Origin of the sequence: Stappia sp. (genome assembly GCF_965276915.1) — a bacterium.
Taxonomy (GTDB): Bacteria; Pseudomonadota; Alphaproteobacteria; order Rhizobiales; family Stappiaceae; genus Stappia.
This window is the reverse complement of sequence record NZ_OZ255709.1, coordinates 1,056,917-1,081,898: the sequence shown is the minus strand read 5'-3', so window position 1 is coordinate 1,081,898 and position 24,982 is coordinate 1,056,917. Positions and strand designations below refer to the sequence as shown.

Annotated in this window: 25 protein-coding genes; all 25 read right to left on the bottom strand. The window is 66.6% G+C overall.

The genetic code is table 11. The features are described from left to right. Positions 1-252: 252 nt before the first annotated feature. The 25 genes from rpsO to hslV all read right to left on the bottom strand — a co-directional run bounded on the left by rpsO (position 253) and on the right by hslV (position 24,929). On the bottom strand, positions 253-522 hold the full coding sequence (gene rpsO / locus ACQY46_RS05070) for a 30S ribosomal protein S15 (protein ID WP_306028098.1): 270 nt from the start codon (positions 520-522) through the stop codon (positions 253-255). Continuing rightward, the gene (gene truB, locus ACQY46_RS05065) at positions 506-1,498 is read right to left on the bottom strand and encodes a tRNA pseudouridine(55) synthase TruB (RefSeq protein ID WP_428699201.1); all 993 of its coding nucleotides are present in this window, start codon (positions 1,496-1,498) and stop codon (positions 506-508) included. Before truB ends, rpsO begins: the two co-directional genes overlap by 17 nt. A gap of 4 nt (positions 1,499-1,502) precedes the next feature. After that, positions 1,503-1,925 (bottom strand): 30S ribosome-binding factor RbfA, encoded by a 423-nt coding sequence (rbfA, locus tag ACQY46_RS05060; protein ID WP_428699200.1) that lies wholly within the window; start codon positions 1,923-1,925, stop codon positions 1,503-1,505. Between the two features lie 132 nt (positions 1,926-2,057). Continuing rightward, complete coding sequence (gene infB / locus ACQY46_RS05055) at positions 2,058-4,739, bottom strand: translation initiation factor IF-2 (protein WP_428699199.1); 2,682 nt, start codon at positions 4,737-4,739, stop codon at positions 2,058-2,060. A gap of 7 nt (positions 4,740-4,746) precedes the next feature. After that, the gene (locus tag ACQY46_RS05050) at positions 4,747-5,427 is read right to left on the bottom strand and encodes an RNA-binding protein (RefSeq protein WP_428700416.1); all 681 of its coding nucleotides are present in this window, start codon (positions 5,425-5,427) and stop codon (positions 4,747-4,749) included. Positions 5,428-5,470: 43 nt separating this feature from the next. Continuing rightward, entirely contained in the window at positions 5,471-7,117 is a 1,647-nt protein-coding gene (nusA, locus tag ACQY46_RS05045) for a transcription termination factor NusA (RefSeq protein WP_428699198.1), read from the bottom strand. A gap of 102 nt (positions 7,118-7,219) precedes the next feature. Next, on the bottom strand, positions 7,220-7,807 hold the full coding sequence (rimP, locus tag ACQY46_RS05040) for a ribosome maturation factor RimP (protein ID WP_428699197.1): 588 nt from the start codon (positions 7,805-7,807) through the stop codon (positions 7,220-7,222). A gap of 220 nt (positions 7,808-8,027) precedes the next feature. Next, positions 8,028-8,714, bottom strand: a complete 687-nt coding sequence (trmB, locus tag ACQY46_RS05035) for a tRNA (guanine(46)-N(7))-methyltransferase TrmB (protein WP_428699196.1) — start codon at positions 8,712-8,714, stop codon at positions 8,028-8,030. A 120-nt stretch (positions 8,715-8,834) separates the two neighbouring features. Beyond that, positions 8,835-10,007 (bottom strand): methionine adenosyltransferase, encoded by a 1,173-nt coding sequence (metK, locus tag ACQY46_RS05030; RefSeq protein ID WP_428699195.1) that lies wholly within the window; start codon positions 10,005-10,007, stop codon positions 8,835-8,837. A gap of 230 nt (positions 10,008-10,237) precedes the next feature. Continuing rightward, on the bottom strand, positions 10,238-10,645 hold the full coding sequence (locus tag ACQY46_RS05025; protein WP_417770042.1) for a helix-turn-helix domain-containing protein: 408 nt from the start codon (positions 10,643-10,645) through the stop codon (positions 10,238-10,240). Positions 10,646-10,853: 208 nt separating this feature from the next. Then, positions 10,854-12,449, bottom strand: coding sequence for an apolipoprotein N-acyltransferase (gene lnt / locus ACQY46_RS05020; RefSeq protein ID WP_428699194.1), 1,596 nt, complete (start codon positions 12,447-12,449; stop codon positions 10,854-10,856). Positions 12,450-12,590: 141 nt separating this feature from the next. Next, complete coding sequence (locus ACQY46_RS05015; protein WP_428699193.1) at positions 12,591-13,769, bottom strand: transporter associated domain-containing protein; 1,179 nt, start codon at positions 13,767-13,769, stop codon at positions 12,591-12,593. 212 nt (positions 13,770-13,981) lie between these two features. Beyond that, complete coding sequence (gene ybeY / locus ACQY46_RS05010) at positions 13,982-14,482, bottom strand: rRNA maturation RNase YbeY (protein ID WP_428699192.1); 501 nt, start codon at positions 14,480-14,482, stop codon at positions 13,982-13,984. After that, positions 14,479-15,516: a PhoH family protein gene (locus tag ACQY46_RS05005; RefSeq protein ID WP_428699191.1), complete on the bottom strand. Its 1,038-nt coding sequence runs from the start codon at positions 15,514-15,516 to the stop codon at positions 14,479-14,481. Before ACQY46_RS05005 ends, ybeY begins: the two co-directional genes overlap by 4 nt. Before the next feature lie 109 nt (positions 15,517-15,625). Further along, complete coding sequence (miaB, locus tag ACQY46_RS05000) at positions 15,626-17,104, bottom strand: tRNA (N6-isopentenyl adenosine(37)-C2)-methylthiotransferase MiaB (RefSeq protein WP_428699190.1); 1,479 nt, start codon at positions 17,102-17,104, stop codon at positions 15,626-15,628. Positions 17,105-17,259: 155 nt separating this feature from the next. Continuing rightward, positions 17,260-18,114 carry a lysophospholipid acyltransferase family protein gene (locus ACQY46_RS04995; RefSeq protein WP_428699189.1) on the bottom strand — a complete coding sequence of 285 codons (855 nt, stop codon included), beginning with the start codon at positions 18,112-18,114 and terminating at the stop codon, positions 17,260-17,262. A gap of 4 nt (positions 18,115-18,118) precedes the next feature. Beyond that, positions 18,119-18,502, bottom strand: a complete 384-nt coding sequence (locus tag ACQY46_RS04990) for a Fur family transcriptional regulator (protein WP_428700415.1) — start codon at positions 18,500-18,502, stop codon at positions 18,119-18,121. Between the two features lie 165 nt (positions 18,503-18,667). After that, positions 18,668-19,156, bottom strand: a complete 489-nt coding sequence (rimI, locus tag ACQY46_RS04985; RefSeq protein ID WP_428699188.1) for a ribosomal protein S18-alanine N-acetyltransferase — start codon at positions 19,154-19,156, stop codon at positions 18,668-18,670. Further along, complete coding sequence (gene tsaB / locus ACQY46_RS04980; protein ID WP_428700414.1) at positions 19,153-19,833, bottom strand: tRNA (adenosine(37)-N6)-threonylcarbamoyltransferase complex dimerization subunit type 1 TsaB; 681 nt, start codon at positions 19,831-19,833, stop codon at positions 19,153-19,155. Before tsaB ends, rimI begins: the two co-directional genes overlap by 4 nt. A gap of 193 nt (positions 19,834-20,026) precedes the next feature. After that, a complete protein-coding gene (locus ACQY46_RS04975; protein WP_428699187.1) occupies positions 20,027-20,581 on the bottom strand; it encodes a NifU family protein in 555 nt (184 codons plus the stop codon). Between the two features lie 251 nt (positions 20,582-20,832). Further along, entirely contained in the window at positions 20,833-21,327 is a 495-nt protein-coding gene (locus ACQY46_RS04970; protein ID WP_306028082.1) for a universal stress protein, read from the bottom strand. Positions 21,328-21,397: 70 nt separating this feature from the next. Beyond that, positions 21,398-22,702: an ATP-dependent protease ATPase subunit HslU gene (hslU, locus tag ACQY46_RS04965; protein ID WP_428699186.1), complete on the bottom strand. Its 1,305-nt coding sequence runs from the start codon at positions 22,700-22,702 to the stop codon at positions 21,398-21,400. A 25-nt stretch (positions 22,703-22,727) separates the two neighbouring features. Beyond that, the gene (locus tag ACQY46_RS04960; protein ID WP_428699185.1) at positions 22,728-23,843 is read right to left on the bottom strand and encodes a hypothetical protein; all 1,116 of its coding nucleotides are present in this window, start codon (positions 23,841-23,843) and stop codon (positions 22,728-22,730) included. After that, positions 23,840-24,382 carry a GNAT family N-acetyltransferase gene (locus tag ACQY46_RS04955; protein WP_428699184.1) on the bottom strand — a complete coding sequence of 181 codons (543 nt, stop codon included), beginning with the start codon at positions 24,380-24,382 and terminating at the stop codon, positions 23,840-23,842. The genes ACQY46_RS04960 and ACQY46_RS04955 overlap by 4 nt, the downstream gene beginning before the upstream one ends. Further along, positions 24,372-24,929 (bottom strand): ATP-dependent protease subunit HslV, encoded by a 558-nt coding sequence (gene hslV, locus ACQY46_RS04950; protein ID WP_428699183.1) that lies wholly within the window; start codon positions 24,927-24,929, stop codon positions 24,372-24,374. Before hslV ends, ACQY46_RS04955 begins: the two co-directional genes overlap by 11 nt. Between the last annotated feature and the right edge of the window lie 53 nt (positions 24,930-24,982).

Below are 24,982 nucleotides of genomic sequence, written 5' to 3'. Positions count from 1 at the left end.
CCTAGCTTTCGGTCACCCGCGGCGCCCAAATGGCCTCGCGCGGGTCATTCCCATGGGGTGGCACGAGCGGCACCATGCCCTCGCACCGGTACGAGACGCGCCACGGGCAAGACAGCGGGAGGCTCGTGAGCCCGGTTTCTTACCGGGCATGCAAGCCACCTGCTATCCTGCCCCATGACCGTCACCCGGCCGCCCCTTCGGACGGCGGATACGCAAACGCGGCGCCCTTGCGGACGCCGCGTTGCCGTGTCGTCAGCGGCGCAGGCCGAGACGCTTGATCAGGTCCTGGTAGCGGCCTTCTTCGGTCTTCTTCAGGTAATCGAGAAGCGACCGGCGCAGGCTCACCATCTTCAGGAGGCCGCGGCGGGAGTGGTTGTCCTTGCCATGGCCCTTGAAGTGTTCCGTGAGGTTGGCGATCCGCTCGGTGAGAATCGCGACCTGCACATCGGCAGACCCCGTGTCACCTTCCTTGATCGCATATTCCTTGATCAGTTCCGCCTTGCGTTCAGCGGTAATCGACATCGGTTGTCCTTTCGACGATGGTCGCGGCGGATGTGTCCTCCGCGAGATTGAAAACGCGCCGTGGCAGAAGTTCCCCGCGCTCGACCTCGCCGATCGCCACCAGCTCTCCGTGAGTGGTAACTGAAACGAGACCGGTAGACGCCGGGGCATCCCGCCCGCGCAGCAAAACACCCTGCCCTCTTCTGAGGCGGGCGGCGTCCTGCCGGCTGACGGCCAGCGCCGGGATGTCGTCCAGCGCGGTCGCAACAGGCAAAACAAAATCGGCGTGGGCCCCGGTGAGGCCCCCGCCGGGCGCACATTGCCCCAACTCTTCGAGAGTTTCCAGCGGAATCATGTCCGCCTCGTCAAAGGGACCGACGACAAGACGCCGCAGACCGGCGACATGGGCACAGGTTCCCAGTCGGCGCGCCATGTCGCGCGCCAGGGCACGCACATAGGTCCCCTTGCCGCACTCGGCCTCGAAGATCGCATGGTCGGCGTCCGGGCATTCGACCAGGTCCAGCCGGTGAACCTCGATGTCACGGGCTGCCAGTTCGACCGTCTCGCCGCCACGCGCCAGATCGTAGGCGCGCGCGCCATCCACCTTGATGGCGGAATATTTCGGCGGAACCTGGCTGATCGTGCCCCGGAACTCGGGCAGGATCGCCGCGATGTCGGCGGCTGTCGGCCGGATTTCGCAGGTTTCGACCACCTCGCCCTCGGTGTCGTCGGTCTCCGTCGCCTCGCCCCAGCGGGCGGTGAACCGATAGACCTTGCGTCCGTCCATGGCGAAGGAGACCGTCTTCGTCGCCTCGCCGAAAGCCACCGGCAGCAGGCCCGAGGCGAGCGGGTCGAGCGTGCCCGCATGGCCGACCTTCTCGGGATGAAAGATCTTCTTCAGGCGGGTGAGCGCGTCGTTGGAGGTGATCCCGACCGGCTTGTCGAGGACAAGCCAGCCGTCGATGCGGTTGCGGTTCGCCTTGCTGCGCCGTCCCATCGCGTCAGTGCCCGTCCCGGTCCTGGCCGTCCTCGTCCTCGATGTCGCGGCGCACGTCATCGCGGCGCAGCAGCGAGGTGATGCGGTCGTCGTCGTCGAAACGCGTATCGATGACAAAGCGCACGTCGGGAAGAAACTTCATCGTCAGCCGCCGGCCAAGCTCGCGGCGGATGTGGCGGGAGCTGCGGTTGAGCGCCGCGACGACCTTGTCCGCATCCTTGCCGCCAAGCGGCATCACCAGGCAGTTCGCCAGCCTGAGATCAGGCGTCATGCGCACCTCCGGCACGGAGACGATGGTGCCGTCGAGGACGGGATCGGCAAGCGTGCCGCGCGCCAGAATGTCGGAGACCTCCTTGCGCACGAGTTCACCGACACGCAGCTGGCGCTGCGACGGCATCCCGGCGGGGGTCTTGTTCGAATTGGCCATGGAACCGGTCCAGTTGGGTTAAGGCGGCGCATTGCCTCAAGCGGCCGCGCCGGCGGCGGGAAGCGCATCCCGGCGAAACGGAAAACGCCGGCGGGGGGACCCGCCGGCGCGAAACGGATGTGGCGGGCGCCCTTACAGGGTGCGCGCGATCTCCTCGACCCGGTAGCACTCGATGACGTCGCCCGGGCGCATGTCCTGGTAGCTGACGAAGTTCATGCCGCACTCCTGGCCGGACTGAACTTCCTTCACCTCGTCCTTGTAGCGCTTGAGCGTGCCGAGCTTGCCTTCGTGAATGACGACATTCTCGCGGATCAGGCGCACTTCCGCGCCGCGCTCCACGATGCCCTCGGTCACCCGGCAACCGGCCACCTTGCCGACCTTGGTGATGTTGAAGATCTCCAGGATCTCCGCATTGCCAAGGAAGGTCTCGCGGCGCTCCGGTGAAAGCAGACCCGACATCGCCGCCTTCACGTCATCCACGAGATTGTAGATGATGTTGTAGTAACGGATCTCGATGCCCTCGCGCTCGGCCGCTTCGCGCGCCTGCTTGTTGGCACGCACGTTGAAGCCGATGATCGGTGCGCCGGATGCGGCGGCCAGCGTGACGTCGCTTTCGGTGATGCCGCCAACGCCGGCATGCAGCAAGCGCGCCTTGACCTCGTCGGTGCCGAGCGCCTCCAGCGCGCCGGCGATCGCTTCGACCGAACCTTGCACGTCGCCCTTGATGAGAAGCGGCGTTTCCTTGTGGCCGCTCTCCTGCAGGCGATTCATCATCTGCTCGAGCGAACCGCGCGCACCGATGTCGCGAATGCTGGTCTTCTCGCGCTTCTGGCGCTGACGGTACTCGACGATCTCCCGGGCCCGCGCCTCGTTCTCGACGACGGCGACCATGTCGCCGGCCTCGGGCGTGCCGTTGAAACCGAGCACCTCGACGGGCTTCGACGGGCCGGCTTCCTTTTCCTGCTGGCTGTTCTCGTCGAGCATGGCGCGCACGCGGCCCCACTCGGCGCCCGCCACCAGGATATCGCCGACCTTGAGCGTTCCCTTCTGCACGAGGACGGTCGCAACCGGGCCGCGCCCCTTGTCGAGCTGCGCCTCGATGACGATGCCTTCGGCGGTGCGGTTCGGATTGGCCCTGAGCTCCAGGACCTCCGACTGCAGCAGGATCATCTCCAGCAGCTTGTCGAGATTGGTGCCCTTGGCTGCGGAAACCTCGACATCGATGACGTCGCCGCCCATCGACTCCACCACGATATCTTCACGCAGGAGATCGGTGCGGACCTTGTTCGGATCAGCCGACGGCTTGTCCATCTTGTTGATCGCCACGATGATCGGCACGTTCGCCGCCTTCGCGTGAGCAACCGCTTCCTTGGTCTGCGGCATGACGCCGTCGTCGGCGGCCACCACGAGGATGACGATATCGGTCGCCTTGGCGCCGCGCGCACGCATCTGGGTAAAGGCTGCGTGGCCGGGCGTGTCGATGAAGGTGATCTTGTTGCCGTCGCGATCGACCTGGTAGGCGCCGATATGCTGGGTGATGCCACCGGCCTCGCCCTGCACCACGTTGGAGCGGCGCAGCGCGTCGAGCAGCGACGTCTTGCCGTGGTCGACGTGGCCCATGATGGTCACGACCGGCGGACGCTGGATCAGCGTGTCGTTGGCATCGGCCGCGGAGAACAGGCCTTCCTCGACGTCGGATTCGGAGACACGCTTGACGGTGTGCCCCATCTCCTCGGCGATCAGCTCGGCCGTGTCCGCATCGATCACATCGTTGATCTTCAGCATCTGGCCCTGCTTCATCAGCAGCTTGATCACGTCGACAGCCCGCTCGGCCATGCGGTTGGCCAGGTCCTGGATGGTGATCGCCTCGGGCAACACCACCTCGCGGGAGATCTTCTCGCGAACCACCTGCTGACCGGCACGCTTTTCCTTCTCGCGGCGGCGGCGCAGCGAGGCAAGGGAACGGCTGCGCCCCTCGTCATCGCCGGTGGCCGACGAGATCGTCAGCTTCGAACGACGGCGATCGTCGCCGGTGCGGACCGGGGTGGGACGCTCGGGCGCCGCCTTGGTGCGCTTGACCGCCTTGACGGTCTTGCGGGCATCGCCTTCGCTTTCGGCAGCACGGGCCGGTGCCGCAGTGGCGGCGGCAGGCTTGCGGGCCGGGCGATCGTCGGTCGCGGCCGGCTGGGTCGAGGCACCGTCGGACACGACGGCAGCCATGGCCGCTGCGGCATCGGCGGCGGAAACCTTTTCGCGTGCCTCGTCGCCTTCGGCCGGGCCACGAAGAGCTTCCTCGGCGGCGCGACGGGCGGCCTCTTCGGCCTCCTGCTTGGCACGCGCGGCTTCCTCGACCTTGCGGCGCTCGTCCTCGATGGCGCGCAGCCGGTCTTCTTCCTCGCGGCGCTTGCGGTCCTCGACGTCGCGGCGCTGCGCCTCGACCAGCGCGGCCTGGCGGGCCGCGGCTTCGTCGTCTGTCAGGGTGCGCAGAATGTTGCCGCCACGCGGACGCTGGCCGGACGCGGCACGGCGTGCCGCCGCGCCGTCGGCGGCGGCGTTGGTCGGGCCGGGTTCGATATCGGCGCGACGCGCAGGAGCCGGCGGCGCCTTGGCGGCCGGTTCGGCCTCGTGCTCGGGCTTGGCCGTCTCGCCCGGCAGGACGACGCGGCGCTTCTTCTTCTCCACCACGACCGCCTTCGTGCGGCCGTGCGAGAAGCTCTGACGGACCGTGCCCTGTTCAACGCCGGAGCGTTTCAGGCCCAGTGTCTTGCGCTCCATGCTGATCGTCTTGTCGCCGGGGTTTTTCGTTTCGCTCATATCGCCTTCAGTCCTGGATCACCGCATTGCCCGCACCGTCATTTGCCGCCGGAACGCCGTGCGTTCCGGAAACAGGGTCATTGTCGGAACCGGAACGAAAACGCTCCAGTTCTTCAATCCGGACGAGAGCATTCTCGCCTGCCCGACCTGCAAGCAGTGCAGCATGTATCACATTTGACCGACCCAATGCCAAATCCAATTGAGTCGACGTAAAACAACCGATCATCCGGCAGGTGCCGGCGTCGGCAAATCGTGCCCGCGCGATCGCCGCGAGCTTGCGTGCCCCGTCGTCGCCGCCATCGCGCGCCTGGACGAGACCAATCACTTCCTGTCCGCGCAAGGCCGCCTCCACCTTGGAGAAACCGGCAAGGACCTCGCCCGCCTTCCTGGCAAGCGAAACCGCGTTGAGCGCGGAACGTTCGAGCAGGGTGTCGACCTGCCCGGCAAGATCACCCTCGATCCGCACGCTCCCGTCCTTGAGGGCGCGCGGAAAGACCTTTTTCTTCTGCGCCGCGGCAACCGCGTCCCGGCTTGCCGTGATCCAGACCCCCCGTCCGGGCAGCCTGCGCTTCAGATCCGGCACCAGGACACCGTCCGGCCCCGCCACGAAGCGGATCATTTCCTCGACCGGTCGGACATTGCGCGTCAGGGCGCAGCTTCGTTCCAGCGGTTCGTTTCGCCTCGGCACCGTCTTGCTCCGCCGATCGCTTCCGATCCGGCCATTTGCTTGCTCAGACCTCGTGCACCACGCCCGAAGCCGCGATGCCGGACTGCTCGTCCTCGTCACCGGCCGCGTCTTCATCGGCCGGCGCCTCGTCCTCGACGAGATCCTCTTCGGAGATCCAGCCGGCCTCGACACGGGCCGCCATGATCATCGCCTCGGCATCCGCGCGACTGACATCGAAGCCGGTCAGCGTGCCCTCGTGGCGCGTGGTCTCGCCATTCGCCCGCTCCGTCCAGCCGACGAGATCGTCGGTGGCGCAGCCGGCAAGATCCTCGACCGACTTCACGTCATCCTTGCCCAGAGCGACGAGCATCGCCGTCGTCAGGCCATCGATGGCGCGCAAGTCGTCGGAAACACCCAGCTCGCGGCGCTCTTCGTCGAGCTTCGCCTCGATCTCTTCGAGATATTCGCGGGCACGGGCCTGGATTTCGTCCGCCGTCTCCTCGTCGAAACCCTCGATCGTGGCGACTTCGTCGCGTTCGACATACGCCACTTCCTCGACGGAGGCAAACCCTTCCGAGGCGAGAAGCTGGCCGACGAACTCGTCGACATTGAGCGCGTCCATGAAAAGCTGCGTGCGGTCAGCGAATTCCTTCTGGCGGCGCTCGGACTCATCCTGCTCCGTCATGATGTCGATTGCCCAGCCGGTGAGCTGGGAGGCGAGGCGTACATTCTGTCCGCGACGGCCGATCGCCAGCGACAGCTGCTCGTCGGGAACCACGACCTCGATGCGCTCGGCATCCTCGTCGAGCACGACCTTGCTGACTTCCGCCGGCTGCAGCGCATTGACGATGAAGGTGGCGTTGTCCGGGTTCCACGGAATGATGTCGATCTTCTCGCCCTGCAGCTCCCCGACCACCGCCTGGACGCGGCTGCCGCGCATGCCGACACAGGCACCGACCGGATCGATCGAGCTGTCCTTGGAGATCACGGCGATCTTGGCCCGCGAGCCCGGATCGCGGGCAACGGCCCGGATCTCGATGACGCCGTCATAGATCTCCGGCACTTCCTGGGCGAAGAGTTTCGCCATGAACTGCGGATGGGTGCGCGAGAGGAAGACCTGCGGGCCGCGCTGTTCGCGGCGCACGTCGTAGATATAGGCGCGAACCCGGTCGCCGGTGCGGAACAACTCGCGCGGGATGAGCTCGTCGCGGCGAACGATCGCCTCGCCCCGACCGAGGTCGACGATGACGTTGCCGTACTCCACCCGCTTGACGACGCCGTTGACGATCTCGCCGATGCGATCCTTGAACTCGTCGAACTGACGGTCGCGCTCGGCCTCGCGGACCTTCTGCACGATCACCTGCTTGGCGGACTGCGCGGCAATGCGGCCGAAATCGAGCGGCGGCAGCGGCTCGGCGATGAAGTCGCCGATCTGCGCCATCGGATTGCGGCGCAGCGCCTCTTCCCTGCCGATCTCCGTCGAGGTGTTCTCGACCTCCTCGGCCACGAGCAGCAAGCGCTGCAGCTTGATCTCGCCGGTGCGCGGATTGATCTCGGCGCGGACTTCGGTCTCCGACCCGTAGCGCGAACGCGCCGCCTTCTGGATCGCATCCTCCATCGCCGCGATCACGATGCCGCGGTCGATCGACTTCTCCCGCGCGACCGCGTCGGCGATCTGCAGCAGCTCAAGCCGGTTCGCACTGATTGCCATCTCAGTCCACTCCTCTCGCGCCGGTCTCGCCGGCGCATCCTGTCATCACTACGGCGCGGCATCCGGCCGTCGCCCGCTAAATATCGCAAGACCCTATGAGGGTCAGGCGCCCTCCACGTCGCCGGAACCGTTCGCCGCGGCGCGGCGGCGCGCCGCCTTTTCCGCTTTCAGCGAGGCCTCGACCAGTGCATCCGTCATCATCAGCCGCGCTTCGGCCATGTCGGCCAGCGAGAGGCGGATGTCGGGATCGCCGTCATCGGGCAGGTCCTCGAGCCTGAGCACCAGGTCCCCGCCATCGACGTCGCGGATCTCGCCACGGAAACGCTTGCGGCCGTCGCGCGGCACCGCCAGCTCGAGCTTCACCAGGTGCCCCTTCCAGCGAATGAAATCGACGGCGCGCACCAGTGGCCGGTCGACGCCCGGCGACGAGATTTCGAGATTGTATTCCTGGCTGATCGGATCCTCGACATCGAGGATCGGCGTAATCGCCCGGCTGACGGTCTCGCAGTCGTCGACGGACATGGTTCCGTCGGGGCGTTCCGCCATGATCTGCAGGGTCATGCCGTCGACGCCCGACAGCTTGACGCGCACGATGCGGAAGCCGAGGTCGACAATCGCCGGCTCGATCATCGCCGCGATGCGTGCCTCCAGCCCGTTTTCCCGGACGATCCGCGTTTCCTGATCCTGCACCAGAACCTCTTTCTTGCCCGCCCCGCGCGTTGCGCGGCCTGCCCCAGGGCATCGTGGCAGTCCCGATAACGGGTCGCCAAAAACAAAAAGAGCGGGTCCCCGGGAGGGCCCACTCTCATACTGCTCATGCGAGCCGATAGAGAATTTATTTGTCCGTACTATACAGCCGCGTGTTCTCAAAGCAAGCCAAATCGCCCCTCGGGGCACGGAGCGCCCCGCCTCAGCGGCGCCGAAACTCCAGATAATGGCCCTTGCGCCCCTCGCGGAACGCCTTGTCCTCGTAACGCGTTCCCGACCAGGGCTGCCAGGGCACCAGCCAGTCGGCGGCGCGCTCCGCCGTCCACTCGAACGCCGGATGCGCGGCCAGATGGGCAAGCGTCCACTCGACATAGGTGTCGATGTCGCTGGCGAAGCGGAAGCAGGCTCCCGGCCGGAGTACCCGGGCGATGCGGTCGAGATTGACCGGATTGACGAAACGCCGCTTCCAGTGTCGCCGCTTCGGCCAGGGGTCCGGATAGAGCTGGTAAATGCCGTCGAGCGAGGCCTCCGGCAACCAGTCGAGCAGCTTGATCGCGTCGTCGCCATAGACCCGCACGTTGCCGAGTTCGGCGGCCTCGATGTCGGCAACCGTCTTGGCAAGGCTGCTGACGAAAGGCTCGACGCCGATGAACCCGGTTCGCGGCAGCCGGCCCGCCTCGTGCAGGAGATGTTCGCCGCCGCCGAAGCCGATCTCCATCCAGACCCCGTCCACCGGCGACGTAAACATGTCGCGCAGGTCCGCGGGCGCGGGGTGGCCGAGATCCGGCTGCAGACGCCCGATCGCCGCCTCGAAGATCTCGCGGCGGGCCGCGCGCAGCGGCTTGCCGACGCGGCGGCCGAAAAAGGAGCCCTTGCTGTGGTCGATCATGCTCGTTGCTTCCAGGCAACCCCGCCGCCGCTGACACCGGGCGGGGAAAACGCAATCCGCCCGGCACGCTGCGCGCCGGGCGGCATGTTCAACTTCAAGGTCTGTCCAGCACGTGCCGGATCAGGCGACCGCGTCGCGCAGGGCGTGAACGAGGTCGATCTTCTCCCAGGAGAAGCCGCCATCCTCCTCCGGCTCACGGCCGAAGTGACCATAGGCCGCGGTACGCGCGTAGATCGGCCGGTTGAGGCCGAGATGCTGGCGGATGCCGCGCGGCGTCAGGTGCATGACCTCGCGCAGCGCCTTTTCCAGCTTCGCCTCGTCGACCTTGCCGGTGCCGTGCAGGTCGACATAGACCGACAGCGGCTCGGCCACGCCGATGGCATAGGACAGCTGGATCGTGCAGCGGTCGGCAAGATTGGCCGCGACCACGTTCTTGGCGAGATAGCGCGCCGCATAGGCGGCCGAGCGGTCGACCTTGGTCGGATCCTTGCCCGAGAACGCGCCGCCGCCATGGGGAGCTGCACCGCCATAGGTGTCGACGATGATCTTGCGACCGGTCAGGCCGGCATCGCCGTCGGGACCGCCGATGACGAAGGCGCCCGTCGGGTTGACGTGCCAGACGGTCTCCTTGTTGATCCAGCCGCCGGGGACCGACGTGACGATATAGGGCTCGACGATGGCGCGAATGTCGTCGGAGGTGAGCTTGGGGTCCAGATGCTGCGTCGACAACACGACGGAGACCAGGCCGACCGGCAAGCCGTTCTGGTAGCGCACGGTGACCTGGCTCTTGGCGTCGGGGCCGAGCAGCGGCTCCTTGCCGGACTTGCGCGCCTCGGCGAGCAGTCGCAGGATCTTGTGCGAATAGTAGATCGGAGCCGGCATCAATTCCGGCGTCTCGCGGCAGGCATAGCCGAACATGATACCCTGGTCGCCAGCGCCTTCGTCCTTGTTGTCGGAGGCGTCGACACCCTGCGCGATATGCGCCGACTGAGCGTGCAGGTGGACGGCGACGTCACAGTTCTCCCAATGGAAGCCTTCCTGCTCGTAGCCGATGTCCTTGATGGCCATGCGGGTCAGATGGGCAATGTATTCGTTTGTAATTGTCGCCGGGCCGCGGGTTTCCCCTGCAATCACCACGCGATTGGTCGTCGCGAGTGTTTCGCAGGCAACGCGCGCTTCCGGCATCTCGGAGAGAAAAGCGTCGACGACCGTATCGGAAATCCGGTCGCAGACCTTGTCCGGATGTCCTTCGGACACGGATTCGGAAGTGAAGAGATAATCTTGACGAGCCACGTTCAACCGTCCTTCTGGGAAGATAGTAGAAAGCGGCGGGGACCCCCGCCGCCAGGCACGACACATGCCAGTGAAGACGAGTGCTCGTCAAGCGCACGAACGCCGTTCCCGGTGACGACGACGGTCCGTCACATGGATCGCCCGGCCCAGGAATGGCGGTGTTGCGCGCGATTTCCGGGCCCGACCCGCGAGCCCGGAAGAAACCTCAAGAGGCTGGCGAAACCGAAGGCTCAGACCTCTTCGCCGGCGAGCGCCCGCACCAGATCGACGACACGGCGACGCACCTTGGCATCCTCGATCCGCACGAAGGCCTTGTTGAGGGACAGGCCTTCCGATGACGACAGGAAGTCGACCACATAGGAGGCGGGCTTGGCCTCGCCGAAGCCGTTGGCCTCGTCCGGCGTTCCCGGCGCGTCCTCGAAGAAGAAGGCGACCGGCACTTTCAGCACGGTTGCGATGTGCTGGAGGCGGCTGGCACCGATACGGTTGGTGCCTTTTTCATACTTCTGAATCTGTTGAAATGTAATGCCCAGGCTTTCGCCGAGCTTCTCCTGGCTCATGCCAAGCATCATGCGGCGCAGGCGCACACGACTTCCAACATGCACATCGATGGGGTTCGGTGCTTTTTTGCTGCTCATTTTTTGTCTTCTTTCCGGCTCTGTCGGTTGCTGTGACCAAGGCGTTATTTTTCTGGCGATTCTGATCCGTTCAACGGAAGCAGGTTGTCGGGTTTCTTTTCCCAATACCGATTCCCGCCAGCGGAACGCCGCCAGTTTCATCTACCACAACCCAATCTACGCTCCGGGCTGCGACGGTTGTTATGATGCCGTGCCGCATTGCGACCCGTCAATCATTACGCGCATTCCCTACGTAACGCGTTACAAGAAGAAGGCCAACAAAAACTATTAGGAAAATTGCCAATGTGTTTTGCCCGTACCTAGCGAAAACCGTAGGTGAGATGGCGGATGGCATACGCATGTCGATCCGCCCGGCCGCCATCAGCGGGCGCATTGCCAGGACCCGGCCGTAGGCGTCCACAACCGCCGAAATGCCCGTATTGGCTGCACGTACAACCGGCAGCCCCTGCTCCACGGCGCGCATCCGTGCCTGGGCGAAATGCTGGTAGGGTCCCGGCGTATCGCCGAACCAGCCGTCGTTGGTGACGTTCAGAATGAACCCCGGACGCTCGTCGGAGCTGGTCGCGGCAGCCGGGAAGATCGCCTCGTAGCAGATCAGCGGCAGGAAGGCCGGGCCGGCGACCGGGTTCAGGACACGGTGACGAAAGCCGGCGCGAAAGGTTCCCGGCAGTTCCACAAGCTTCGTCAGACCGAACGCCTCCAGCGTCTCGCCCATCGGCAAGTATTCGCCGAAAGGAACAAGCCGGACCTTGTCATAGGCGTCGAGAATGGCGCCCTCGTCGTCGATCACGTAAACGCTGTTGTAGAAGACGCGGCCGCCCGCATCCTCCACACTGGCACGCACGGCTCCCGTCACCAGCGTGTCTCCGGGACGGAGCAGACCGGCAATGGCCGCCAGCGCGTCGGGGGCCTCGGTCAGCAGGAACGGTGGCGCGGATTCCGGCCAGACGACCAGACGCGGCAGGTCGCCGTCCGCCGTCTCGCCGTCCCACTCGCCCCGGCTTGCCTCCAGATAGGTATCGAACACCCTGGTCCGGTTTTCCGGCCGCCACTTGTCTTCCTGGGCGATCGACGGCTGCACGACGCGCAAGGCCATATCGGCGCCGGCGCCGACCTCGCCAAGGTTCGTGCGAAGGGCGCCGCCGCCGGCGACGAGCGCCATCAGAAGCACCCCGGCGACGCCGGCGCGGCGCCCGCCAGCGGTCTGGTCGGCAAATCCCGCCAGGCAGCAGAACATCGTCGCCACGATGAGACCGAGCCCGTAGACGCCGACCAGGGCAGCGGGCTGCATGAGCAGCTCCGTTCCGCCGAATGCATAGCCCCAAATGTTCCAGGGAAAGCCCGTCAGGACATGGCCGCGCAGCCAGTCGGCGAGCGTCAGGGCCAGCGCCAGCAGCAGCAGCCGACCGGGCCCGTCGCGCCATGCAAGGCCTGCAGCGAGGGTTGCCAACGCCGTGAAAAGGGCCAGCCCGGCGGGCAGGAGCACGACCGCGAAAGGGATCATCCAGGCGAAGGCGTCCGCCTCGACAAGGAAGGCCCGCCCGATCCACCACAGGCCCGCCAGATGAAACCCGAAGCCGAACCACCAGCCGACCGCCAGCGCAGGGCGCATGCGCGCCCATGGTCCCGCATTGTCGGAAATCGCCCCGTCGAGAAGCCAGACAAGCGCCGGCATCGACACTGCCAGAACGGGAAATACCCCGAAGGGCGGCATGGCGAAGGCAGCGAGGGCGCCGGCCAGGGCCGAAAGCAGCCAGCGACGCCAACCATGGGCGAGAAGGAAAACTTGCGCCAGACGCAGCACGGCATCGACTCCTGCGGTTGCGCACGGGGATGCGAGCGCGCAGGCGAATCACCCGCGCCTCAACGGACGATCCCCGCGGGGGCAACACCGGTCAAGTGCGGGCGGTCGTTCGGGTACCCGCATTCCCCGATACGGGCCGGGTCAGTTGGCGAGGTTGGGCCGGCGCTGACGACGACGCACGTCTCCATGCCGGGCTTCCGCCCTGCGCGCGCGGATCCGCAAGCGCTTGATGCGGCGTGGATCCGCATCGAGGACCTCGAACTCGTAGCCGGGAAACTCGCGAGCGGTGATCAGTTCGCCGCGAACCGGCACGCGGCCGACCAGGGTGAAGACCAGCCCGCCCAGCGTGTCGACTTCCTCGGCCAGTTCGCCGAGCTGGAAGCCGGTGCCGACCGCCGCCTCGACCTCTTCGACGGGCACGCGCGGATCGGCGATCCAGATGCCGTCCCCGGCCTTCTCGATCATCGCGTCCTCGTCCTCGTCATGCTCGTCCTCGATGTCTCCGACCACCGTCTCGACGATGTCCTCGAGCGAGACCAGGCCTTCCGTGCCGCCATACTCGTCGATGACCAGCGCCATCTGGACACGGTCCGCCTGCATCTTGGCCATCAGGTCCGTGGCCGGCATGGAGGGGGGAACGAACAGGACGGGGCGGATCAGGCCGGCATCCCCGAGCGGCAACAAAAGGTCCACCCGCGACAGGTCGAGGGCCGGCTTTTCGTTGGAAGCCGGCGTCTCCGCCCTGGTCTGCCTCTCCTCTTCCGGCCTCTCGTCTTCCGGCCTCTCGTCTTCCGGCCTGTCATCTTCCCCGGACGGAGTTTCGCCGCTGGGCTCATTGGCGGCCCTGGCGGAAAAATAGGCCATCAGGTCCTTGATGTGGACCATGCCGCGCGGGTCATCGAGACCGTCGTGATAGACGGGCATTCGCGAATGCCCGCTCTCTCGAAACACTTCCATGAGATGACCGACAAGGACGGTGTCCTCGACAGCGTCGATATCGGCGCGCGGCACCATCACGTCCTCGACGCGAACCTCGCGCAGGCGCAGGATGTTGGAGAGCAGCACCCGTTCCTCGGGCGTGAAGCTGGCGCTTCCATCGTGCTCGCGGGCGAGTTCGTCCTGCAGGTTCTGGCGCAGGGTGCCCGCCCCGTTTCCAGGCCGCCGCAGACCGCCCAGTCGTTTCAGGATCTCGACCCAGATGGAGCGCAGCGATCGCGGGGGATCACCTTCCGCCTGGGCGAAGGTTTCCCCGCCAGTGTCGGAGGCGGCCGGTTTCGGCGCCCCCGTGTCATCGGTACTTCGAGCCTTTGAATCGTTCATGTCATGTCTGCACCCGCATCGCGCGGGCGGCTCGCTCTCCGTTGTCTTGTCGTCCGCCAGTGTGGTGGATTTGAAGTTCGTTACACGGCTTGCAGCAAGCTCCGAAACGAACGTCAAATCCGAAAACCACACCAGAGACCTTAACTTGCAAGTCGCCTTCTTGAAGCTGAAGTTCGCTCAAGGCCTGCTGCCACGTGAAACGAACTCCAGATTCAGGTGACTAGCGGCTCCCGGTAGGGATCGGCGATGCCGAGCACCGCCAGAATGCGCCGCTCCAGCGCTTCCATCACCTCGGCTTCGTCCTCCATTTGGTGATCGTAGCCGAAAAGATGAAGGAACCCATGTGCCACAAGATGCGTCACATGGGCGTCAAAATCGATGTCCATCTCCGCCGCCTCGCGCGCGACGGTCTCGCGGGCGAGAATGATGTCGCCGAGCAGCGGTCCGAAAGGCGGCTCGTCCTCGTCGCCTCCGGGAAAGGAGAGGACGTTGGTGGGGGCATCCTTCGAGCGCCAGTCGCGATTGAGTTCGCGCACCCGCGCATCGTCGGCGAAGACCACCGACACCTCGGCGCCCTCGACCAGTTCGAGCCGGGCCTCGGCGCAGGCGACAGCCACAACCCTGGCGACGAGCGCCTCCAGCGCCCCGCTTTCGGGCCAGCCCTCTGCCTCGACCGCCACATCGACCTCGGGGGACTGCAGCACGGCATTCATCGCGGGGCGCCTCTGGGAGCCTGGGACGGGGCGGCCGCGGCAGCCGCCTGCTCGGCCTTCTGGCTGGCCTCGCGGCTGGCATTGTCATAGGCGCGCACGATGCGGGCGACAAGTTCGTGCCGCACCACGTCGACCTCGGTGAACCGCACCACGGCCACTCCCTCCACGCCTTCAAGCAGCGAGAGCGCCTCGCGCAGCCCGGACTGCTGCCCGGGCGGCAGGTCGACCTGGGTGGGATCGCCCGTGACGATCATCCGGGAATTCTCGCCCAGGCGCGTCAGGAACATCTTCATCTGCATGGTGGTGGTGTTCTGCGCCTCGTCGAGGATCACCACCGCATTGGCCAGGGTCCGCCCGCGCATGAAGGCCAGCGGCGCCACCTCGATCATGCCGGACTGCAGGCCGCGATCGACCTTTTCCGCGGGCATCATCTCGTAGAGCGCGTCATAGAGGGGACGGAGGTAGGGATCCACCTTCTCCTTAAGGTCTCCCGGCAGGAAGCCGAGCCGCTCGCCCGCCTCGACCGCCGGCCGCGACAGGATCAGCCGGGCCACGTCGCCGCGCTCGAGCAACGCCGCCGCATAGGCGACGGCCAGAAAGGTCTTGCCGGTGCCGGCCGGGCCGACGCCGAAGGTCAGGTCGGTCCGGTCCATCGCCCGGATATAGGCATCCTGTGCCGGCGTGCGGGCCAGCACCGTCTTGCGCCGCGTGGACACCTGGGCGAACGACAGGTGAGAACGCGGTTCGATCGTCGGAAGATCCAGTTGAGCCTCCTCTGCCACAGCCATCCGAAGGGCGCCCTCGACGTCTCCCGGATGCAGTTCGTGGCCCTGCTGAAGTCTGGCATAAAGGGATTCAAGCGCCCGGCGCGCCTGTTCGCAACCGGAATGACGGCCCTTGATCACGACCTGATTGCCCCGCGCCACGGCCTCGACGCCAAGGCGCTGCTCGATCAGGGCGAGATTCTGGTCGAATTGTCCGAAAAGATCGCCGACGAGACGATTGTCATCGAAGGCCAGAACCACATGGGTCATGTCCGAAGCGGGCACCGCAGCGCGGTAACCGCCCCGGTTTGGGGTTCGGCTCGCGCCGGTCAAACGGCTTCTCCTGGCATCCTGCCTCCTGGATTCCCGAATGCAGGCCTCATGCGCGGACCCGCTGGGGGTGTGCCTGTCCGTCATCTTGCCCTGCCATGCGGCGCGCGAATAGGGAATTCGCTTCCCGTCCGGTGATTTCCACCGTCACGATCTCCCCGATCAGGCTTTCGTCCGCGTCGATCTGCACGGGCTGCAACCAGGGAGACCGGCCGGTGACCTGGCCGGGATTGCGGCCCCGCTTCTCGACCAGCACGTCACAGGTTGTTCCCACAAGGCTTTCGTTGAACGCCTTCTGCTGATGCGCGACCAGCGCCTGCAATTCCTGCAGCCGCGCGTTCATCACGGGTTCCGGCACATGGTCGTCCATCGTCGCGCCGGGCGTTCCCGGGCGCGGGCTGTATTTGAAGGAGAAGGCGGAGGCGAAACCGACGCGTTCGATCAGGTCCATCGTGTCGCGGAAATCGGCATCGGTCTCACCCGGGAATCCGACGATGAAATCGCATGACAGGGCCAGGTCCGGCCGGCCCTCTCGGATCCGGTCGATCAGCCGGAAATAATCGTCGCGCGTATGCCTGCGGTTCATCGCCTTGAGAATGCGGTCGGACCCCGACTGCACCGGAAGATGCAGGTAGGGCATCACCTCGGGCAGGTCGCGATGGGCCGCGATCAGCGCATCGTCCATGTCGCGCGGATGGCTCGTCGTGTAGCGCAGCCGGTCGAGGCCCTCGACGCCGGCCAGCCTGTGCAGCAACTCACCCAGGCCCCAGGCGCGCCCGTCCGGCCCCGCGCCATGCCAGGCGTTGACGTTCTGGCCCAGCAGCGTCACCTCGCGCACGCCGCGCGCGGCGAGCCGTTCGGCCTCTGCAACGATCTGGTCGACGTCCCGCGAGACCTCGGCCCCGCGCGTATAGGGCACCACGCAGAAGGTGCAGAACTTGTCGCAGCCCTCCTGCACTGTCAGGAAGGCTGCGACCGGACCGCGCCGCCCGCTCGGGGCCGGCGCGGTCGACGGCGTCGACAGGTGGCGGAACTTCGCCTCGATCTCGAACTCGGTCTCGACAACGCTTTCGCCGGCCCGTGCGCGGGTGACGAGTTCGGGCAGCCGGTGATAGGTCTGCGGCCCGAACACGAGATCGACCACGGGCGCCCGCCTGGCGATCTCCTCGCCTTCTGCCTGTGCCACGCATCCGGCAACGCCGATCATCGTCTGCTTGCCGCTTTCGGCGCGCGCCGCCTTCAGCTTGCGCAGCCGGCCGAGCTCTGAATAGACCTTCTCCGCTGCCTTTTCCCGGATATGGCAGGTGTTGAGGATGATCAGGTCGGCATCCTCGACGCTATCGGTAGCGCTGAAGCCCTGCGGCACGAGGGCGTCGGTCATCCGCTCGCTGTCATAGACATTCATCTGGCAGCCGTAGGTCTTGACGAAGACCTTGCGCCCCGCGGCGCCCGGACCCGGCGAAACGCCCTCTCCGGCCTGCCCCGGTGCCGTGGCATTGCCTGCAGCGATGGAAAACTCGTCGCTCATCCTGTCTCCGCGCGGGCGCACCGCCAGTTGCCGCTGCTCATCGCCGCTGCCCGTGCCGGGCGGCCGGGTTGCGATACAGCCGGAATGTGTCCTTCACGCGATGGTTCGACGACAACGGGAGGCGGCCGCCGGACAATCGTGAAATCCGGCCTGCTTTAGCCGTTTTCGTCGCTCTTGAGAATAGCATGCGCCGCAGTGGCCCGCATCGGCCCGGCCGGCACGCTGTCTAGACGCTCCGCCCGTGCCGCGCCGGCAAGCCGGCGGACCTCGCCCTCCAGCGTCCTGGTCAGCGCCTTGCGATCGCCGCCGGGCGCCGCGCGAACCGGCTCGCCCCAGACAACCGTGACGTCGACCGCGCCCTGGCGCACCACATTCATGAAATGCGGGATCATCTCCATGTCCCCGTACCAGGCGACATGGTTGCGGAACTGGCGGCCCATCGGCAATCCGTGCAAGCGGGTATAGGCGAGCGCCAGCGGCTGGATCCAGACGTCCCCGTCATCGCCGGCCACCGCATGGCGGGCCGCGCCGATCAGGGCCGAACGGAACGGCAGGACCTCGTTGCCGCTGTTCGAGGTGCCTTCGGCGAACAGCACCATCGCGTCGCCCTCGGCAAGGCGCGTGCCGAGCTCCTCCGCCGTGCGCGCCGTGGCGCTGCGCCGCTGCCTGTCGACGAAGACAGACCGCTGCAGCTTTGCGAAGAGGCCGAAGACCGGCCAGGAGGCGACCTCCGTCTTGGCAACGAAGGACAGCGGCATGCGGCTGCCGAGCACGGTGATGTCGAGCCAGGAGACGTGGTTCGCGGTGATCAGGAGCGGGCGCCCGGTCGCCGGCCGGCCGATTTCGCGCACCTTGATGCCGACGACGGCGCACGCGATCCGGTGCCAGATCACCGGCAGCCGGCGCTTCACCGGACCGCGGCTGCGCAGGGCAAGCCATTGCACGGGAATGAGCGGCAGCGTCACCAGCGTCAGGACGGCGAGCACGGCGGCGGCGCGGACGCGCATCATGCGGTCAATCCCGGTCCTTCGGGCCGAGAGGCACGCCGTAGAGCTCCAGCCGGTGATCGACCAGCCGATAGCCGAGCGTGCGGGCGATCGCCTCCTGCAGGTGCTCGATCTCCTCGTTGCGGAACTCGATGACACGGCCGCTTTTCAGGTCGATCAGGTGATCGTGATGTTCTTCTGGAACCGTCTCGTAACGGGCCCGCCCGTCGCGAAAGTCGTGGCGCTCGATGATGCCGGCATCCTCGAACAGCTTCACCGTCCGGTAGACCGTCGAAATCGAGATGCGCGGATCGTTCTGCACCGCCCGGCGGTAGAGCTCTTCCACGTCGGGATGGTCGCTGGCGTCCTCGATGACCCGGGCGATGATTCGCCGCTGCTCGGTCATGCGCATGCCTTTGGCGACGCATTGTTCCTCGAGCGTGGACTGGGCCAGGTCGGCATTGGACGGCGCCGCGTCGGAGCGCTGGCTGCCGGGATCGGTCATCTCGCCTGTCCTCCTTGCGACCAATCGACCATGCGCGCCCGGTCGTCCGGGCACGCGAACCTTGCAAGCCGATTACGCCAGATCGACCCGCATGACAAGCGCGCCGCCGTCGCCCGTGCCGTCGCGATAATAGCCGCGCCTCTCGCCGACCTTGCGAAAGCCGAGTTTGCGATAGAGGGCAAGCGCGCCCGCGTTGCCGGCATCGACCTCGAGAAACAGGCAGGCGACCCGGTCGGCATAAAGACGCGACAGCCCGGCGCGCAGCAGCTGTTCGCCAATGCCGCGGCGACGCTGGCGCGGGTCGACGGCAATGGTCAGCACCTCCGCCTCGTCGGCTGCCACCCGCAGGATGAGAAATCCCATGATGGCGCGGCTGCCATAGGCGCTGGACCGGCGCGCCTGCAGGATCGTGACGCCGGGCTGACGGGCAAGGGCCGCAAGGTCGTCGGCGCTCCAGCCGCTCGGGAAGGAGCGCTCATGCAGCTCGGCCAGCGCGGGATAGACGTCGGGCTCGGCCGCCTCGATCACCGGAGGCGGCGCCCAGAACCACCAGAAACTCATGCGAACAATCCCTCGTCGCGCCGCGCGGGAGCGGCATCGGGCGGGCGCAGATAGACCGGCTCGGGCGGATGCGCGAGGGGATCGGCCTCGGCGCCGAGGCGGACCACGGCGGCAATGTCGGGCCAGGCCGCCTCATGGGCGACCCGCAGGTCCGTGCGCCCGCACGCGGCCACGACCTTGGCCGCCCCCGCGCCCGCGAGCAGCGCCCCGGCCGGAAGCTGCAGGCCGAAGTCCGCGGCTGCCATTGCAACCGGCGCGGCAAGCGGCATCCCGTCCGCGGCAAATCCCTGGCCGTAGATTTCCGGGCCCTTGGCCTCGAGCACGGCGAACACCGGACACGGTTCGACCGCACCCTCGCGGGCCATGTCCGCAAGCGCGTCAAGCGTGCCGATGCCGACAGCCGGCGCTCCCACGACAAGGGCAATGCCGCGCGCCGCCGACAGGCCGACCCGCAGGCCGGTAAAGGAGCCCGGCCCGGCGGTCACCGCGATCCGGTCAAGAGCCGAGAAGGGCAGGCCGGCCTCGGCCATCACCTCGCCGATCATCGCCATCAACCGTTCGGCGTGACCGCGCCCGAGAACCTCGCAGGCCGAGGTCACGCGCGCCTGCCCGCCGTCCCGGTCGAGGACGGCGACTGAGCAGGCGTCGAGCGCGGTATCGATGGCGAGCAGGCGCATGGGCAAACTAAACCGATCCCGGCCGCTATCGTCGACACGACCATTTGCTAGGGTGACTTCGGTCACATACCGGCCAGCGGCACCACGGACGGGCGCTTGCGGCAGCATCAGGCCGAAGCCGGGTGCGAGTGTTCCGGAAAAGACAAACGGCCCGGCTTCCGGCCGGGCCGTTCGGCAGCCTCGCGTCGCTGCGTCAGAGCGCGCGGACTTCCTCGACTTCCGGGACGAAATGGCGCAGCAGGTTCTGGATGCCGTGCTTCAGCGTCGCCGTGGAGGACGGGCAGCCCGAGCAGGCGCCGCGCATGGACAGGTAGACGATCCCGTCGCGGAAGCCCCGGAAGGTGATGTCGCCGCCATCCTGCGCAACAGCCGGACGCACACGCGTCTCGATCAGTTCCTTGATCGTGCCGACGGTTTCCTCGTCGCCCTCCTCGAAGAACTCCTCTTCGCTGTCGGCAGCCATCTCGCTCGCCAGCACCGGGGCGCCGGACATGAAATGCTCCATGATCGCGCCCAGGATCGCCGGCTTGATGTGCTGCCAGTCCACATCGCCCTTGGTCACGGAAATGAAGTCGTGGCCGAAGAAAATGCCCTCTACCCCGTCCACCTGGAACAGTGTCTGGGCGAGCGGCGAGGAGCCGGCATCCTCGGTCTTGCGGAAATCCATGGTGCCTTCCGGAAGCACGATGCGTCCGGGGAGGAACTTCAGGGTCGCCGGGTTCGGCGTCGCCTCGGTCTGAATGAACATGACGGTCTTCCTTTCATCGCGGGCGGCCCGCGTGTTGCGCGGGCGTGCCGGCCGGGATCTTCCGGCCCGACCTCATGAAGCCATCCGCTGATGCGGGCGGCAGGTGAGACCCGCACTTGCCTGTTCTGCATGGTGTCTGCGTCGCTCGGGTCACGCCTGCCGGGCGCCCGTCGCTTCGTTGTTGCCCTCAATATACGCTCACGAAGCGCTCGGCGCCAGATTGGAATTGTTCCAGAAAGTGCTTTTCTGCCTCAGGCCAGGGCCGCGATCGACTCGTCGTCCAGCGTGCCCGGCACGATGGTGACAGGGATCGGGAAGCTGCCCGCGCCCTTGCCGGCGATCGCGCTGACCAGAGGGCCGGGCCCTTCCGAGCCGCTGCCGGCCGCCAGCACCAGGATGGCGATATCGGCATCCTCCTCGATCAGCTGCAGGATCTCGTCCGAGCGATTGCCTTCGCGCACCACCAGTTCCGGCGTGGTGCGTGCCACCGCACGCACCCGGTCGGCGGCCTTCATCAGGCAGCTTTCAGCTTCCTCACGCGCCTCCGCGCGCATGATGTCCTCGACCCCCAGCCAGTGCTGGAAATCCCCCGGCGCTATGACGTAGAGCAGTGTCGCCACGCCGCCGGTGCGCTCGGCGCGCTTGGCGGCATAGACGATCGCCCGGTCGCATTCGCTGGTCTCGTCGACGACGACGAGAAACTTGCGCCGGTGCCCTTCCTCGAAACTCTTTCGGATCGCTACCATGGGCGCATGCTGCCACCGGCAGGGGCAACCGGCAAGCGCCAAGCCGCCGCAGGGCGAACGTGCCTTGAAATCACAGGATGAACCTCGACAGATCGATGTTCTTGGCAAGCTCGCCGATGTTTTCGCGGACGAAATCGGCGTCGATGGTGACGTTCTTCTCGGTCGCGTCGGGTGCGGTGTAGGACACCTCGTCGAGCACCCGCTCCATCACGGTCTGCAGGCGCCGCGCGCCGATATTCTCGATCGTCGCGTTCAGATCGACGGCGATGGAGGCAATCTCGTCAATGGCATCGTCTGTGAAGGTCAGCACGATCTCCTCGGTGCCGAGCAGGGCGATATACTGCTTGATCAGGCTGACTTCCGTGTCCGTCAGGATGGCGCGGAAATCGTCCTTGGTCAGCGCCTTCAGCTCGACGCGGATCGGCAGGCGCCCCTGAAGTTCCGGCAGCAGGTCGGAAGGCTTGGCCACGTGAAAGGCGCCCGATGCGATGAACAGCACATGATCGGTCTTGACCGGGCCGTGCTTGGTGGCGACGACCGTGCCCTCGATCAAGGGCAGCAGGTCGCGCTGGACGCCTTCGCGCGAGACGTCGCCGCCGGAGCGTTCGCCGCGCACGCAGATCTTGTCGATCTCGTCGAGGAAGACGATCCCGGCATTCTCGACCAGATGGATCGCCTCCTCGACCACCTTGTCCTCGTCGAGGAGGGCGTCGGCCTCCTGTTCGATCAGGACCGCATAGCTCTCGCGCACAGAGATGCGACGCGGCTTGGTCTGGCCGCCAAACGCCTTGCCGAGCATGTCGGAGAGGTTCATCACGCCAACGCTGCCGCCCGGCATGCCCGGCATGTCGAAACCCGGCATCTGCGGCTGGGCGCGGACCTGGATCTCGATTTCCTTGTCGTCGAGTTCGCCATCGCGAAGCTTCTTGCGAAAACTGTCCTTCGTCGAAGGGCTGGCGTTCTTGCCGACCAGAGCCTCGAGCACGCGTTCCTCCGCCTGCAGGTGGGCCTTCGCCTCCACCGACTTGCGCTTGGCCGTGCGCACCAGCGCGATGCCGGCCTCGACCAGGTCGCGGACGATCTGCTCGACGTCGCGGCCGACATAGCCGACCTCGGTGAACTTGGTCGCCTCGACCTTGACGAAGGGCGCGTTGGCGAGCTTGGCGAGACGGCGGGAAATCTCCGTCTTGCCGACGCCTGTCGGGCCGATCATCAGGATGTTCTTCGGCATCACCTCCTCGCGCAGGCTCTCGTCGAGCTGCTGGCGGCGCCAGCGGTTCCTGAGCGCGATGGCGACGGCGCGCTTGGCGTCCTTCTGGCCGACGATGTAGCGATCCAGTTCGGAGACGATCTCGCGGGGGGACAAAGTGGTCATGACCGTGTCTTTCTCTCGATGAAACTCAGTCGAAGGCCGGCACGAGCCGTGCCAGGGATGTGTCGCGCAGGGGCCGGCCCAACGTCCGGCGCACCACCCGCCAGGCAGATCCGAGCAGAAGGATGAAGCAACCGAGCAGGATCAGCGTGACGGCCGTTGCCGTGGAACCGGAGATATCGGCCTCGGCCATCAGCGTGCCGATCGCCACGCCGAAATAGCCAAGTCCGGAGACGAGGATCGCGCGCCGGTCGACGATAACGGCGACAAGGGCAAGGGCCGCAAAGAGGGCAATGACGATCATCGCGTCCCCCTGGTCGAGCGCGTCCACACCGGATGTCGTCAAGGCAAGAATGGAGTGGACGATCAGGGGCGCGGCCAGAAGATGCAGCCAGAAGGCCTTGTCGCTGGCCACGGTGACGCGTTTCGGGTCGCGGGCGTCGTAACGCATGGCCGCGACGAAGGCCGCAAGCCCGGCGGCGAGCGTGAACCATGCCGTGTGTGCCTTGAGTGCACCCGGAACCGCCACCTCGACAAGCACGGCAACGAGAAAGAACACCGTGCCGGCGACAACGGCCACGCCGACCGGGACCCTGAAGCGCCAATAGTGGAGCGCCCCGCCGCCGATGCCGAGAAGCGTCGGCAGGATCAGCAAGGGCGAACCGGGTTCCTGGGCGAAGGCAAGGTTCAGCGAGAGCGCTCCCGTGGCAAGGCCGATGCATGCAACCAGGAATGCCGGCGCGAAGGCAATCGTCAGCACGAAGGAAGGGAGCGCCAGCCGCATGCGCCTGGCAAAGACCTCCGAAAGTCCCCAGATGGCGACGGCAACAGCTCCGGCGGGCAGCGCCAGCGGCACGGGGTAGTCCAGGCCCAGCGGGATGGAATAGCGCAGGGCAAACCACAGGCCGAACAACAGGATGACGATGCCGATGGAGATGAAGATGTCATGGAAACCGCGTGCGAAACGGACCTCCTCCGCATCGGCGTGGCTGACGCTCTCGCCGGCGCCCTCGGGCACGGGAGCGGTCCAGAAATCGGCGAGGCGCTCGGCCTGCGGCTGTGTCAGGATGCCGGCGCCGACCGCCGCACCCAGACGAGCCGGATCGAGCGGCCCGGCGTTCACAGGTGTCGCTTCCGCTGTCATGCGCATCCTTCCTCGGTTCCTGCAACATGTTCCATGACCAGGGCATCGCCGCTTCTGCCGAGCAGCCGTTCGACTGGCCGGAAACCGGCCTTTTCGTAGGCGCGGCAGGCTCGGCCGTTGGCGGGATCTGGATCGATGATGATCCGCTCGAAGCCGCGCCGGCGCAGGCCGGCGACGAAATTCGTCAGTGCCGCCGTGCCGAGGCCCCTGGACAGGTCCCCGGCCTCGCCGATCGACAGGTCGAGGCCGACCGTCTCCTCGGGCAGTTCCGCCAACCAGGGACTGTCGGCGACGATCTCCGGCGCCCGATTGTCGGCAAGATACCAGAGCTGGATATAGCCCGTATCACGGCCGTCCAGGGTGAAGAGGTAGGGCTCGGTCGTGTCGCGTCCCTCGATCATCTCGCGAATACGGCCGAGCTCGATCTGCGGATCGCCCCACCACTTGCGCCAGTGCGGGGCCTCCATCCATTCCGCCAGCAGCGGCAGGTCGGCCGCCGTCACCGGACGAAACCCGATGCGGGCCGAGTCAATCGGCATCCAGCGTCTCGATGGTCAGGTTGCCGTTGGTGTAGACGCAGATCTCGCCGGCAATCGCCATCGACTTGCGGGCAATGGCCTCGGCATCGAGATCCGTGTCGACAAGGGCACGCGCGGCGGCGAGCGCGTAATTGCCGCCCGAGCCGATGCCCATGACCCCGCCTTCGGGCTCCAGCACGTCACCGGTGCCGGTCAGAACCAGCGAGATTGACTTGTCCGCGACCAGCATCATCGCCTCGAGCCGGCGCAGGTAGCGGTCGGTGCGCCAGTCCTTGGCAAGCTCGACGCAGGCGCGCATCAGCTGGCCGGGATACTGCTCGAGCTTGGCTTCCAGCCGCTCGAACAGGGTGAAGGCGTCCGCCGTCGCGCCGGCGAAACCGGCGATCACGTCGCCCTTGGCGAGCGGGCGCACCTTGCGCGCCGTGCTCTTGATCACCGTCTGGCCGAGCGAGACCTGGCCGTCGCCGGCGATCACCACCTTGCCGCCCTTGCGCACGCTGAGGATCGTCGTGCCGTGCCAGCCCGTCGGGTCGCCCTGTGACTGCATCGCCTGTCGTCTCCTGCCAGCATCTTGTGGAGAGTGGTCGCCACCCTCTTCGG

What these genes read in the sequence shown, in the direction of transcription:
- rpsO (WP_306028098.1), bottom strand. Translation starts at nt 522, where the DNA reads ATGTCGATTACCGCTGAACGCAAGGCGGAACTGATCAAGGAATATGCG.
- truB (WP_428699201.1), bottom strand. Translation starts at nt 1,498, where the DNA reads ATGGGACGGCGCAGCAAGGCGAACCGCAACCGCATCGACGGCTGGCTT.
- rbfA (WP_428699200.1), bottom strand. Translation starts at nt 1,925, where the DNA reads ATGGCCAATTCGAACAAGACCCCCGCCGGGATGCCGTCGCAGCGCCAG.
- infB (WP_428699199.1), bottom strand. Translation starts at nt 4,739, where the DNA reads ATGAGCGAAACGAAAAACCCCGGCGACAAGACGATCAGCATGGAGCGC.
- nusA (WP_428699198.1), bottom strand. Translation starts at nt 7,117, where the DNA reads ATGGCAATCAGTGCGAACCGGCTTGAGCTGCTGCAGATCGCCGACGCG.
- trmB (WP_428699196.1), bottom strand. Translation starts at nt 8,714, where the DNA reads ATGATCGACCACAGCAAGGGCTCCTTTTTCGGCCGCCGCGTCGGCAAG.
- ACQY46_RS05025 (WP_417770042.1), bottom strand. Translation starts at nt 10,645, where the DNA reads ATGAGCAGCAAAAAAGCACCGAACCCCATCGATGTGCATGTTGGAAGT.
- ACQY46_RS05015 (WP_428699193.1), bottom strand. Translation starts at nt 13,769, where the DNA reads ATGAACGATTCAAAGGCTCGAAGTACCGATGACACGGGGGCGCCGAAA.
- ybeY (WP_428699192.1), bottom strand. Translation starts at nt 14,482, where the DNA reads ATGAATGCCGTGCTGCAGTCCCCCGAGGTCGATGTGGCGGTCGAGGCA.
- ACQY46_RS05005 (WP_428699191.1), bottom strand. Translation starts at nt 15,516, where the DNA reads ATGACCCATGTGGTTCTGGCCTTCGATGACAATCGTCTCGTCGGCGAT.
- miaB (WP_428699190.1), bottom strand. Translation starts at nt 17,104, where the DNA reads ATGAGCGACGAGTTTTCCATCGCTGCAGGCAATGCCACGGCACCGGGG.
- ACQY46_RS04995 (WP_428699189.1), bottom strand. Translation starts at nt 18,114, where the DNA reads ATGATGCGCGTCCGCGCCGCCGCCGTGCTCGCCGTCCTGACGCTGGTG.
- ACQY46_RS04990 (WP_428700415.1), bottom strand. Translation starts at nt 18,502, where the DNA reads ATGCGCATGACCGAGCAGCGGCGAATCATCGCCCGGGTCATCGAGGAC.
- rimI (WP_428699188.1), bottom strand. Translation starts at nt 19,156, where the DNA reads ATGAGTTTCTGGTGGTTCTGGGCGCCGCCTCCGGTGATCGAGGCGGCC.
- tsaB (WP_428700414.1), bottom strand. Translation starts at nt 19,833, where the DNA reads ATGCGCCTGCTCGCCATCGATACCGCGCTCGACGCCTGCTCAGTCGCC.
- ACQY46_RS04975 (WP_428699187.1), bottom strand. Translation starts at nt 20,581, where the DNA reads ATGTTCATTCAGACCGAGGCGACGCCGAACCCGGCGACCCTGAAGTTC.
- ACQY46_RS04970 (WP_306028082.1), bottom strand. Translation starts at nt 21,327, where the DNA reads ATGGTAGCGATCCGAAAGAGTTTCGAGGAAGGGCACCGGCGCAAGTTT.
- hslU (WP_428699186.1), bottom strand. Translation starts at nt 22,702, where the DNA reads ATGACCACTTTGTCCCCCCGCGAGATCGTCTCCGAACTGGATCGCTAC.
- ACQY46_RS04960 (WP_428699185.1), bottom strand. Translation starts at nt 23,843, where the DNA reads ATGACAGCGGAAGCGACACCTGTGAACGCCGGGCCGCTCGATCCGGCT.
- ACQY46_RS04955 (WP_428699184.1), bottom strand. Translation starts at nt 24,382, where the DNA reads ATGCCGATTGACTCGGCCCGCATCGGGTTTCGTCCGGTGACGGCGGCC.
- hslV (WP_428699183.1), bottom strand. Translation starts at nt 24,929, where the DNA reads ATGCAGTCACAGGGCGACCCGACGGGCTGGCACGGCACGACGATCCTC.